Consider the following 12,765-nt stretch of genomic DNA (forward strand, 5'->3'; position numbering starts at 1 on the left):
CGGGCACGGCGATTTTTGCGATCCCCCCGAAAATTCGCACGCGCGGATGGTAGCCGATCCGGACGATTCCGCCCGGCTGTCCGCGGTCAGCGTGCGGCTTCGAATTCCACTTCGGAGATGGAGCTCTTGTTGCTTCCGCCGCTCGAACTCAGATCGGTGATCCACACCAGCACGTGCGAGGTCTGGCCGTCCGCCTCGACCGGGATCGTGGTCTCACCGGAAGCCAGTGTGCCCGAACCGATCACCTGCGTCTGATCGAGCGATGTCGACTCGGACGGTGCACTGCGCACCTCGACGACCGTGCCCGGGGTGTCGGTGGTGACCTTCACCGCGGACAGCTCCGACGCGTCGGCGAGCGTGAACAGAAGTCCGACACCGTTCTTCAGCGACGGGAACGGATCGAAGTAGGCGTCGGTGCTCCACGAGGTGGACGGATCACCGTCGATCGCCTGCGAGGCGGTGGCGGGCGAATCGGGTGTGCCCTGGGGCGAGAACACCGAGACGGAGGTCGCGGAGACCGGAGCGCTCGCCGCGGGCCGCGGCGGGGCGGCCTCGGCCTGCTCGTCGCCCGCCCCGTCCTCGGCGGGTGCCTCGGCGGTGGGGGTCAGACCGAACTCCTGGCTCGTCAGCGGAGCGTCGTTCGCGTCGCCGGCGAGCAGGTTCGCGATCCACCATCCGATGAGCGCGAGCAACAGCACCGTCGTGGCACCGAGCGCGGCCAGGGCGATGAGCATCCGCTGCGAATGCTTCTTCTTCTGTTCCAGCGCTTCGGGATCCGCGAGTGCGTGCGTCTCCACGGCGGCAGCGCGCTGCCCGATCCGCAGCGCCGGGATCATCTCGGTCTTCTGGTCGACGACCGACGCCTGGTCGAGGATGTGCTGCACGGTCGCGGCGGTCCGGATACCGCCGTCCTCGGACAGGGCACGCACCGCGACCGCCGAGATCTCGAACGGCACATCGGGGCGCAGGACGCGCGGCTCCACCGGCACACCGTCCTTGCGGTCGGGCTCCGGCATCCCTCCGACGGTGGCACCGCTGTGGTGCGCGACGGGAGCGCCGCCCGGAGCCGACGGCTCGCCGAGCGGCCACCGTCCGGTGATGAGTCCGTACAGGCTCGCGCCGAGGCCGCGCACGTCGGACATCGCGTCGGAGTCGGAGAACGTCGCGGGGAAGGCCAGCACGGCGTCGCCCGCCACGCTGATGCGGATGCGGTCGGGGTGATCGATCGACAGGGCACTGCCCGCACGGTGCGACGCCTCGGCGGCGGCCGCGAGCGCGCGGATCGCGCGTGCCGCACCGATCGGCGACGGCTCGGTGGTGGACATCTCCTTCAGCGACCGGCCGGGGGTCCACTCCGAGACGACGATGCCGCCCGAGCTGCCGCGCACCACGTCGAGGACGCGGGCGAGACCGGGCGAGTTGATGCGACCGAGGCGCAGGGTGCGCGAGAGCACGGCCTGCGGCGAGTCGGGACCGGTGCCGTCGGCCGCGCGCTGTTCCGCGTCGACGAAGGTCAGCGCGACCTCACGATCGAGCTTGACGTCGAGTGCCTGCCAGAAACGCAGGCCCCGCGCGCCACCGTGCGGGGCGAGCAGACGGTAACGACCACCGGCGACCGAGGCACCGGCGATGAGATCGGGGCCGCGCATCGGACGGCGCGGCTGGGAGGCCGGACCCGCGACACGCACCGGAGGCAGCTGCGGGGATCCGACCGGGATGACACCCGTGTCGAGGTTCGGATCGCGCGGCGGGCGCTTGCCGTCCTTGTCGGCGGACTTCTGCCGTGCGGCGGCATCGATGGTGGACTTGCCGGCAGCGTGGTCGTCGCTCACCCTCACTCCTTCGTTGTCGACTCGTCCACTTCCGGTGTGCAGACGCGGGTCGCCGCTGGGGGCCGCGAAGAACCGTGGTCGACGGCTCCCGGACCGTACCTGCTGCTGATCAGGGTACGGGAGTTGTCCGTGCGCATTGTTGCGACCGGGCACGTCCCTGATGGCGGGCATGACCTCTGTGATGGCGTCATAAGGTCCGACGCCGTACTCGCCGTAGTCGATACGCGGCAGGATGACGGTCTTCTCGGCATCCGATTCGACGTAGCGCGGACGCGGGACGGGGGCGGGAACCGGTGCCTCGTCGGAGGTGGTTCCGGTCTCGGGCTCGGCGGCAGCCCCCTCGACCGGGGCGGTGCCGCGCAGCGCCGCGACCTTCCGTCGCACGGCCGCTTCGATCGCGAGGATCTCCGGCACCTTGAGCAGGTACATCCCGACCAGCGCGACGAGCACCATCAGCACACCGTTGAGCCCGACCCGCACGAGCGAGCCGATGCCCCCGAAGCGGTCGGCGAGCACGCCGAGCTGCAGGAGACGATCGGTGACCAGCACGACGACCGCCCCGGCGAGGGACGCGAGCACGACGTGCCAGACGGTGCGTCCGACGTTCGCCATCTGCAGGTTGCCGAGTGTGCGGTGCAGCAGATAGCCGCCGATGAACGCTCCGACGGTGAATGCGACGCCGGTGGCCGCGCCGAGGAGCAGCACCACCTGCTCGTCGTCCGCCGCGACGACGGGTGCCAGCGCGGACAGGCCGATCTTGACGGCGGTGATGCCGAGGATGATCCAGGTGGGGGTCCAGGCCTGTTCCCGGGCGTAGAACACGCGCAGGTGGATGAGCACCAGGGCGTACGGGATGAGCGTGAACGCCGACCAGCTCACCGCCTGGCCGAGGCGTTCGGCGTTGCTGCCGCCGAAGTTGCCGTAGCCGTACAGCGCGGCGCCGACCTGCGACCCCGCGATCGTCAGGAAGGTGACGATCGGGATGAGCGAGATCATGGTCAGGCGGGTCGCGACGGACAGGTCGTCGACGACGGCCGGGGTGTCGTCCGCGGCGGCGTTGCGGCTCAGGCGCGGCATGATCGCGGTGAGCACGGTGACACCGAGCACGCCGTAGGGCAGCTGCAGCAGGAGCCATGCGTTGTTGTAGATCGCCGGCCCGGCCTCGTCGGCCCCCGACGACACGCGTGTGGCGAAGACCATGCCGGCCTGGCTGATCAGCACGTACAGCACGATCGCCGCGGCCATGCCACCGAACTGCCGGAGCCGGTCGTCGAGACCCCACAGCGGCCTGAGGTTGATGCCCTCACGGCGCAGCGCGGGGACCAGGCACATCGCCTGTGTGACGACGCCGAGCAGCACACCGATGCCGAGGACGAGCAGTTTCGGATCGCTCATCCGCACCGGATCGAGGGTGATCTCGCCCGGCATCAGGTAGTAGATCACCAGGACGGTGAGCACCACGAGGTTGTTGCAGACCGGGGCCCAGGCGCCCGGCTTGAACACCTGACGGGTGTTGAGGATGCCCGTGAACAGGCCCGACAGGCCGTAGAACATGATCGCGGGCAGGAGCAGGTACGACAGCGCCGTGGTCAGCGACGTCGAGACCTTGCCGGACTCGTCGAGGAAGACGTGGGTGGTCAGCACCGGAGCCGCGGCCACCGCGAGAACGGTCGCCGTGCCGAGCAGCACCAGCGCCGCGGTGAACAACCGCCGGACGAAGGCCTCACCGCCGTCGGGGTCCTCCCGCTCGGCCCGCACCAGCACCGGCACGACGATCGAGGTCAGAACGGCGCCGAGCACCAGCTCGGAGATCATGTTGGGGATCTGGTGCGCGACGGTGAACGACGACGCGACGCTCGCACCGAGCAGGGTCAGGATCAGCAGCTGCTTGAGGAAGCCGGTGATGCGGCTGACCAGGGTCGCGACGGCGATGGAGCCGGTCGCCGCGAGCAGGCTCTGCGGCTTCCTGCGACCGGACGCGACGCCCGTGATGTCCGGCGAGGTGGTGGGAGAGTCCGACGGTCCCGGGTTCGGGTGTGTCTCCACGTCGTCCCGTGTGGAGTTCCCGGTCATTTCTCATACCCTTCGTCGGCTGGATCCGGCTCTCCCCGGAACCGGTGCAGAAGTCGTCTGCCCGCCAGGAACAGCAGGAGTGCTCCCGCACATCCCGTGACGACGGCGAGGATCTGGCCGTACGCATTGGAACGTACCGTCACCGTCGTCGAGCTGCCGAGAGGCAGGCCGGACTCGGTGGTGAGTGCGAACTCCAGCCGGAGGTTCCGCGAGTCGCTGATCTGCGCCGGCACCGTGAGGGTCCGGCTGCCGCGCGGCGGGAGCTGGGTGGGGCCGATATCGGTGATGTCCACCGTGTCGGGCGCGTCCACCTGCAGTCGCACGGTGATACCCACGGGCAGGTCGTTGCGCGCGGTGAGCAGCAGCGGACTCTGTTCGGACGTCAGGGTGTAGACACCGCCGGTCGAGATGACCGTCACGGCGTCGTAGATGTCGTCGACGGCCTCCCGCACCTCGGCGGCGCGGTGCTCGCCGGTCGCGTAGGCACCGTCGGCGTCGGCACCGCGACGACCGGCCAGGCTCATCGCGCGCAGCAGGTCCTCACGCAGCGGGGCGGTGAACTGCTGCGGGGTGAGCTGGGCCTGCGGGTCCTCGACCAGCGCCGTCTGGATCGCATCGAGTCGGCCGATCTGTTCCTCTGCCTCGGACACGACCGCGGCGGAGGCACCGTCGGTGATCGCCTGTTCGGGATAGACCAGCAGCGAGGCGGTCGGATCGTTCGCGGTGTTCGCGGCCGCGTCGACGAGCGCGGTGAGCGGTCGCGGCGTGGTCAGGCCCGAGCGGACGAGCGTGGAGAGCATCGACAGCACCGACGCGGCGTCGTCGGGCGATGCCGACCAGTTCTGCGGCGGCGCGAACAGCACCGATCGGCCCGCGGCCGGCGGTGCCGCCCCGGTGACCTCGCTGACCGTCGGCACCATGGCCGGCCAGGCCAGCGCGCCGAGGGCGTCCTGCAGGCGGGCCGTCGAGGAGTCGCGGGAGAGGTCGTAGCGCGCCGAGGAGGGGACGAAGGACGGCGTCTGCGGATCGGTGCCCATCCCCGCCAGTGCCGCGGACGCGGACGAGTCGAACAGGGCGGCGGTGAGGCCGGAGACACCGGAGATCCGGAAGCCGTTGCCACCCGGCGCGGTGGACGGCGTCGACGACGTGCCCGCGAGCAGGGCGCGTCCACCCTCGACGGCGTTGTCGGACACCAGAGCGGTCACCGGGCCGTCGGCGGCAAGCATCGATCCGGTCTTCTCGGTGAGCACGCCGGAGTCGGGCCACATCACGCCCGGAGTGGAGGTGACGCCGAGGATGGAGTCGACGATCGCCGCCGGCGATTCGAGCGCGGAGTCGGTCAGGGACGAGTCGGCGAGGTCGGCGAGCGCGGTCAGGTCGACCTGCGCGAACGGCACGGCCATCGTGCAGGTCGTCGCCGCGAGGGCACGCAACCGCTCGAGCCAGGCGACCGCGGCATCCGTGCCCGACCCCGGCCGCGCCTCACCGGTCGGTTCGTCCGGGTCCTCGACGACGAGATAGTCGCGCGTCATGTTCGCGACGGTCACGAGCAGATCCGGGTCGATCGCCAGGCACAGTCCCTCGAGGACGCGGGGCTCGGTGCGGGCGGTGTCCTCGACGGCGCGCAGCAGACCGTCCAGCCTGCCGCCCTCGGCGAGCGAGGTCGCGAGGTCGTCGTCGACCAGGCGTACCGGCTCGGTGCCGGAACCGGCCACGCCGGCGGCGAGCCTCGGCCGGTCGGCCAGCGGCCACAGCATCGTGACCGCGGCGGGACGGGACACATCGGGCGGTACGGCAGGGAACGCCTTGTCGTCGCTGTTGAGCAGGCCGTCGTCGGACGAGCGGGTCGTGCCGCGCGACCCGCCGTTGCCCGTCCGGGTGTCCCCTGTGTTCTCGGTGACCTCGCCGTCCTCGGTGACCTCGTCGCTCGCCGGGAGCGCGAGGACGGGCAACAGGAAGCGTGCGTCGTCGAGCCGGGCCGCGCCGCCGTACTCGGGGACACCGTTGACGTTCACCAGCAGCGGGTAGACGCCGGGAGTGTCGATGTCGAGCGACGGCACGCGATCGGAGCGCAGCGGCAGTTCGAGTTCGAAGTCGGCACGCTCGCCCTGCCCCAGCCGGTCGGCGACCTCCTCGAACTCACCGACCGTGTCGAAACCGGCCTGGTCGAGGGACAGCGAGGTGCGCAGCGCCGCGGAGTCGGAGACCACCGGTGCGCGCTGCAGCCGCACCCAGACGTCCTCGACGTCCCGGTCGCCGATGTTCGCCACCGTGCCACGGACCGTGACGACGGACTCGCTCGTGAGGGTCACCGTCTGCGGCGTCACCTCGTCGATGCTCAGCTCGAGGAAGCGCGGCTCGTCGGGGTCGGTCTGGGCTGCGGCCGGGTTCGCCGTGGCCGTCGGGAGAAGAGTCGTCGGCAGAAGAGGCGTCACGCCTGCCGTTGTGAGGACGAGTACGAGCACGGCGAGCACCGCGGCGCCCGCCCGGGACACCACCACCGTCATCCGCGTGGGGCCCCCGGTTCGTCGACGTCGGGGAGTCGTGTGTGGTCCATCTCGGCGATGAGCCGATCGGCGATGTCGGCGAGCTTGCGTTCGTCGGCGTACGCCAGGCGGGTCCGCAGTTCGCGCAGCGGCACCCACGCCACCTCGGTGACCTCGACGTCCGCGTCGGAGAGTTCTCCGCCGAGATAACGCAGCAGGTAGTGGTGCACGGTCTTGTGGACCCGGCGGCCCTCGGTGACGAACCAGTAGTCGATGCTGCCCAGTTCGGCGAGCACCGAGCTGCGCACGCCGGTCTCCTCGCGGACCTCGCGCATCGCGGTCTGCTCGGCGGTCTCGCCCTGCTCGATGTGACCCTTCGGCAACGACCACAGCAGGCGGCCCCGCCGGTCGGTGCGGCCGATCAGGGCTGCGCAGAGTTTCTCGGGCGGACCACCGAGTCCGTCGACCACCAGACCTCCCGCGGAGGTCTCGCGGACGGTCCGCATGCGAGGGCCGGGCGAAGCGGACGATCCGGGCGAAGCACCGTGTGCGGTCTTCTTTGCGCCCGCGCCGCGCCGCCGCGAGCTGCGGCGGTTACGGTTGGCACGTTCGGCGGGCGACACCTCATAGATAGTAGATGGACCGACGTCGGTCCCGGCTCAACCACACGAACGCGCTGCTCGGTAAGGTGCAAAGACGTGAACTCCCCCACCGCAGACACCGACCGTCGTACCCGGCTGCTCGCCGGAGCCGAGGCCACTCTGCGCGACCTGTCCGACATCCTCGCCCCGCTGGGGGCGCGATTCGCCGAAGCCGGACACGAGCTGTATCTCGTCGGGGGCAGCGTGCGCGACGCGGTGCTCGGTCGCCTCGGCACCGACCTCGACTTCACCACCGACGCGCGACCGGAGGCCGTGCAGGAGCTGCTGCGCGGATTCGTCGACCACCAGTGGGACACCGGCATCGACTTCGGGACGATCAGTGCGGTGAAGGGACTCGAGCAACTCGAGATCACCACCTTCCGCAGCGACGCCTACGACCGTGTCACTCGTCACCCCATCGTGAAGTACGGCACGAGTCTCGAGGACGATCTCGTGCGCCGCGACTTCACCGTCAACGCGATGGCCGTGCGGATCGGACCGGACGGTGCGGGTGAGTTCGTCGATCCGCTCGGCGGCATGGACTCCCTGCTCGCCGGCGTGCTCGACACGCCGGCGAAGCCCGAGGACTCCTTCCACGACGATCCGTTGCGCATGCTGCGCGCGGCGCGGTTCGTCTCCCAGCTCGGCTTCGCCCTCACCGAGCGCGTGCACACCGCGATCGTCTCGATGGCCGACGAGATCCTGCGGATCAGCGCCGAACGGGTGCAGGCCGAGCTCGACAAGCTGATCCTCGGCGACTATCCGATCGAGGGCATCGACACGATGGTCGAGACCGGTCTCGCGCAGCGGGTGATCCCCGAGATCCCCGCGATGAAGCTCGAGATCGACGAGCACCACCAGCACAAGGACGTGTACTGGCACTCGCTGACCGTCCTGAAGCAGGCCATCGACCTCGAGGACGGCGATCCCGACCTCGTCCTGCGGTGGGCTGCGCTGCTGCACGACATCGGCAAGCCCGACACCAAGCGCAACGAGCCGCAGGGCGGCGTCAGCTTCCACCACCACGAGGTGGTCGGGGCGAAGCTCGTGCGCAAGCGCATGCGCGCGCTCAAGTACTCGAAGCAGATGATCGAGGACGTCAGCCGCCTGGTCTTCCTGCACCTGCGCTTCCACGGCTACGGCAAGGGACAGTGGACGGATTCGGCCGTGCGCCGTTACGTGCACGACGCCGGGCCGCTGCTGCCGAAGCTCCACAAGCTGGTGCGCGCAGACTGCACGACCCGCAACAAGCGTCGTGCCGCCGCGCTGCAGGCCACCTACGACGGTCTCGAGGAACGGATCGAGCGGATCGCCGCCGAGGAGGATCTCGCCAAGGTCCGGCCCGACCTCGACGGCAACGCGATCATGGAACTGCTGGGTATTCCCGCAGGTCCGACGGTCGGCAAGGCGTGGAACTTCCTCAAGGAACTGCGGCTCGACCGCGGCCCGCTCGAGCGCGACGAGGCCGAGGCCGCGCTGCTCGAGTGGTGGGCGCAGCAGCAGAAAGCCTGACTCCGAACGTCTGATCTCACATCGCCGTGACGGCGGCGTGAGCCAGATGTCACCGCGTGCTCACCGCGGGTGACGCCACCGCAACACCGCTTCTCCAGCATGGACACCGGCGTAGTCGAGACGGTGTCTAGGAGTTGCGGGATGCAGGACGAGATCACCACGGTGAAATCCACCTGCTCCTACTGCGGTGTGGGATGCGGGATGCTCCTCGACGTCGCCGTCGACCCGGAGACGGGCGACCGACGAGTGGTGAGGGCATACGGAGACAAGGATCATCCGACCAACAGGGGTCGGTTGTGCACGAAGGGCGCGACGAGCGCGGAGATGCTCGCGGCCGGGGGCCGGCTCGATACGGCGTGGATCCGTTCCGAGCGGGCAGCCGAGGTGGCTCCGCTCCCCCTCGACGAGGCGATCGCCGCGACCGCGCGGCGCCTGAACGACATCGTCGCGGCCCACGGCCCCGACGCGGTGGCCCTCTACGTCTCGGGACAGATGTCGCTCGAGGCCCAGTACCTCGCGACGAAACTCGCGAAGGGATATCTGCGCACCTCGCACATGGAGTCGAACTCGAGACTGTGCATGGCCGGCGCCGCGACCGGTTACAAGCAGTCGCTCGGATCCGACGGCCCGCCCGGCTCGTACGAGGACTTCGACCACGCCGACGTCTTCTTCGTGTCGGGTTCCAACATGGCCGACTGCCACCCCATCCTGTTCCTGCGCATGATGGATCGGGTCAAGGCGGGAGCGCGACTGATCGTCGTCGATCCGCGGCGCAGCGCGACCGCCGACAAGGCCGACCTGTTCCTGCAGATCACGCCGGGCACCGATCTGGCGCTGCTCAACGGTCTGCTGCACCTGATCGTCGAGAACGGGCACGTCGACCGCGCCTTCGTCGAGGAGTACACCGACGGCTGGGACGCGATGGAGTCCTTCCTCGCCGATTACCCACCGCACGTCGTCGCCGAGGTCACCGGCCTGGCCGAGGCCGACATCCGCACCGCGGCGCAGTGGATCGGCGAGGCCGGCGAGTGGATGAGCTGCTGGACGATGGGGCTCAACCAGAGCACCCACGGCACGTGGAACACCAACGCGATCTGCAATCTGCACCTCGCGACCGGGGCGATCTCCCGCACCGGCAGCGGGCCGTTCTCCCTCACCGGCCAGCCCAACGCCATGGGCGGCCGCGAGATGGGATACATGGGGCCGGGCCTGCCCGGTCAGCGCAGTGTCCTCTCCGACGACGACCGCGCGTTCGTCGAGGATCGCTGGTCGCTGCCGCGCGGCACGCTGCGCACCGAGGGCGGCGCCGGCACCGTCGACATGTTCGAGCGGATGGCCGCCGGCGAGATCAAGGCGTGCTGGATCATCTGCACCAATCCCGTGGCGTCGATCGCGAATCGCTCCACCGTTCTCGAGGCGCTCGGGAAGGCCGAACTGGTGGTCGTGCAGGACGTCTATCGCGAGACCGAAACTGCCTCGTACGCAGACGTTCTCCTCCCAGCTGCCCTGTGGGCCGAATCGGAGTACGTCACCGTCGGATCAGACCGCACCGTCAATCTCCTGCAGCAGGCCGTCGAACCCGTCGGTGAGTCGCTGCCCGACTGGGAGATCATCGCGCGGGTCGCGCAGGAGATGGGTTTCGTCGACGCCTTCGACTATGCGAGTGCCGAGGAGATCTTCGAGGAGATCACCGGATTCGCCAATCCGCAGACCGGATACGACCTGCGCGGCATGACCTACGACCGCCTGCGGGAAGGTCCGGTGCAGTGGCCGTGCCCGCCGGAATCGGACGAGACGCGTCATCCCGTCCGCTATCTCAACGACGGGACGAGCCGGACGCCGGTGGTGCGCGAGGACGGTTCCCGTCCGCGACTGGCGTTCGCGACCCCCGACGGCCGCGCCCGCTTCTTCCCGCGCCCGCACATGCCCGCCGCGGAGATGCCGGACGACGATCACCCCTTCGTCCTGAACACCGGACGCGTCCAGCACCAGTGGCACACCCTCACCAAGACGGGGAAGGTCGAGAAACTCACCAAACTGAATCCCGGACCGTTCGTCGAGATCAACCCCGCTGATGCACAGCGACTGTCGATCGTCGACGGCGACCGGGTCGAGATCGCGTCGCGGCGCGGCCGGGCCGTGCTGCCGGCCGTCGTCACCGACCGCGTGCTGCCCGGGAACTGCTTCGCACCCTTCCACTGGAACGACCTCTTCGGCGACGACCTCACCATCAACGCCGTGACGAACGACGCCGTCGACCCGGTATCGCTGCAGCCCGAGTTCAAGGTCTGTGCCGTGTCGGTACAGAAGGTCGCGGGTGCGGTCGAACCGGTACTCGAGAGCGGTTCGGTGCTCGACCGTCTCGAGTCGGCGCTGGGGCTCGAGACGATCCCCGCACCCACCTTCGACGACACCGAACGTGGTTATCTCGCAGGTCTTCTCGCCGGACTCAGGACGGCGGATGTCACTGCCGCGCCGACCCTTCCGCCGACCGCGCCGTTCCCGGCCGACAAGCGGGCCTGGGTCGACGGACTGCTCGCCGGGATGTACGCGCACTCGGCTCCCGTTCCCGACGCGACGCCCACCGAGGCGGTGCCGGACGGGCCGGCCGTCGTGGTGGCCTGGGCATCGCAGACGGGCAATGCCGAATCCTTCGCGGCGAGTTGCGCACAACGACTCCGCGACGCCGGTCGGGCCGTGCGGCTGACGGGACTGAACGAACTCGACATCACCGCACTGGCCGATATCGACGACCTCGTGGTCGTCACGAGCACCTTCGGCGACGGCGACCCGCCCGACAACGGCAGGTCGTTCTGGCGATCGCTCGCAGCGGACACCGCACCCGAACTGCACGGAACACGTTACGCAGTACTGGCTTTCGGTGACTCGAGTTACGACGATTTCTGCGGCTTCGGGCGTCGTGTCGACGACCGTCTGAGCGCTCTCGGCGCGACCCGCCTGGCCGAGCGCGTCGACTGCGAACCGGGAGAGGACGAGCGCGCACAGAGCTGGCTCGACGCGCTCGTACCGCTGCTGGGAGGCTCGACGACCCCGGTCGCATCGGTCGCGCCGGCTCCCGCGTCCCCCGCCTACACCCGCAACTCGCCGCTCGTCACCCGGATCACCCGCAACATCGCACTGAGCGGTGCGGGTTCGGCGAAGGACGTGCGCCAGTTCGGATTCGAGATATTCGATCCCGCATTCGAATACGAGGCCGGCGACGCCCTCGGCGTGATGCCGACGAACGGCCCGGAGGCCGTCGACGAATGGCTCCAGGTCACCGCCCTCGACCCGGAGACCGCCGTCGAACTCGGCGACCGTCCCACCGTGCCGCTGCGCGAGGCCGCGACCCGGCACCTCGATATCACCCGGGTGACACCGGAACTGCTCCGGTTCGTGCAGAAGCAGAGCGGCAGTGCCGAACTCGCGAAGCTGCTGCGACCTGGCAACAAGATCGAGCTGCAGCAGTGGCTGTACGGGCGGCAGGCTATGGACGTCATCGCCGAGTACCCGTTCAAGGTGCCCTGGGACGAATGGAAGGATCTCCTCGGCCGTCTGCGTCCACGCCTGTACTCGATCTCGTCGAGCCCGAAGACGAACCCGCGCGAGGTGCAACTGACGGTGTCGGTGGTGCGCTACGAATTCGAGGGTCGCTCCCGGGCGGGTGTGTGCTCGTCGTTCCTCGCCGATCACAGCAAGGGCGTGGACATCCCGATCTTCGTGCAGCGCAACGAACACTTCCGGCCGCCGGCGCCGGAGACCGACATGATCATGGTCGGTCCCGGTACGGGCATCGCACCGTTCCGCGGTTTCCTCCACGACCGTCGCGAGGCCGGGCACACGGGCCGCAACTGGTTGTTCTTCGGCGACCAGCGATCCGAGACCGACTATCTCTACCGCGACGAGATCGAGTCGATGCACGCCGACGGTTTCCTCACCGAGCTGGGACTGGCCTTCTCCCGCGACCAGCGGCAGAAGATCTACGTACAGGACCGGATGCGCGAGCACGGCGCGCAGGTGTGGAAGTGGCTGCAGAACGGTGCCCACTTCTACGTGTGCGGCGACGCCGGACGTATGGCGAAGGACGTCGACGCGGCCCTGCGCGAGGTGGTGCAGGCGCACGGACGGCTCGACCGCGACGCCGCCGCGGCGTACGTCGAGCAGATGGCCGCCGACAAGCGGTACGTCCGCGACGTCTACTGATTGCTTGTCGGTCCGCAG

General features: G+C 69.5%; 5 protein-coding genes. 2 read left to right on the forward strand and 3 right to left on the reverse strand.

What is annotated here, in order from left to right:
- Positions 1 to 86 precede the first annotated feature (86 nt).
- Genes murJ through B9C99_RS03015 form a run of 3 tightly spaced genes read right to left on the reverse strand, consistent with a single transcriptional unit; the run spans position 87 to position 7,014 of the window.
- The gene (gene murJ / locus B9C99_RS03005; RefSeq protein ID WP_088896905.1) at positions 87 to 3,905 is read right to left on the reverse strand and encodes a murein biosynthesis integral membrane protein MurJ; all 3,819 of its coding nucleotides are present in this window, start codon (positions 3,903 to 3,905) and stop codon (positions 87 to 89) included.
- Positions 3,902 to 6,412, reverse strand: coding sequence for a DUF6049 family protein (locus tag B9C99_RS03010; protein WP_088896906.1), 2,511 nt, complete (start codon positions 6,410 to 6,412; stop codon positions 3,902 to 3,904). Before B9C99_RS03010 ends, murJ begins: the two co-directional genes overlap by 4 nt.
- On the reverse strand, positions 6,409 to 7,014 hold the full coding sequence (locus B9C99_RS03015; protein ID WP_026060915.1) for an NUDIX hydrolase: 606 nt from the start codon (positions 7,012 to 7,014) through the stop codon (positions 6,409 to 6,411). The genes B9C99_RS03010 and B9C99_RS03015 overlap by 4 nt, the downstream gene beginning before the upstream one ends.
- A 75-nt stretch (positions 7,015 to 7,089) precedes the next feature.
- On the opposite strand from B9C99_RS03015, the gene B9C99_RS03020 reads away from it, so the two are divergent.
- Together B9C99_RS03020 and B9C99_RS03025 are read left to right on the forward strand one after the other, a co-directional pair.
- Positions 7,090 to 8,544 (forward strand): CCA tRNA nucleotidyltransferase, encoded by a 1,455-nt coding sequence (locus B9C99_RS03020; RefSeq protein ID WP_088896907.1) that lies wholly within the window; start codon positions 7,090 to 7,092, stop codon positions 8,542 to 8,544.
- Positions 8,545 to 8,685: 141 nt separating this feature from the next.
- Positions 8,686 to 12,747, forward strand: coding sequence for a bifunctional nitrate reductase/sulfite reductase flavoprotein subunit alpha (locus tag B9C99_RS03025; protein WP_088896908.1), 4,062 nt, complete (start codon positions 8,686 to 8,688; stop codon positions 12,745 to 12,747).
- Positions 12,748 to 12,765 lie beyond the last annotated feature (18 nt).

It is taken from the genome of Rhodococcus sp. BUPNP1 (assembly GCF_002215235.1).
In the GTDB taxonomy this organism is placed as follows: domain Bacteria; phylum Actinomycetota; class Actinomycetes; order Mycobacteriales; family Mycobacteriaceae; genus Rhodococcus.

Coding starts and splice junctions, on each gene's coding strand:
- B9C99_RS03025 (WP_088896908.1), top strand. CDS start 8,686: ATGCAGGACGAGATCACCACGGTGAAATCCACCTGCTCCTACTGCGGT.
- murJ (WP_088896905.1), bottom strand. CDS start 3,905: ATGACCGGGAACTCCACACGGGACGACGTGGAGACACACCCGAACCCG.
- B9C99_RS03010 (WP_088896906.1), bottom strand. CDS start 6,412: ATGACGGTGGTGGTGTCCCGGGCGGGCGCCGCGGTGCTCGCCGTGCTC.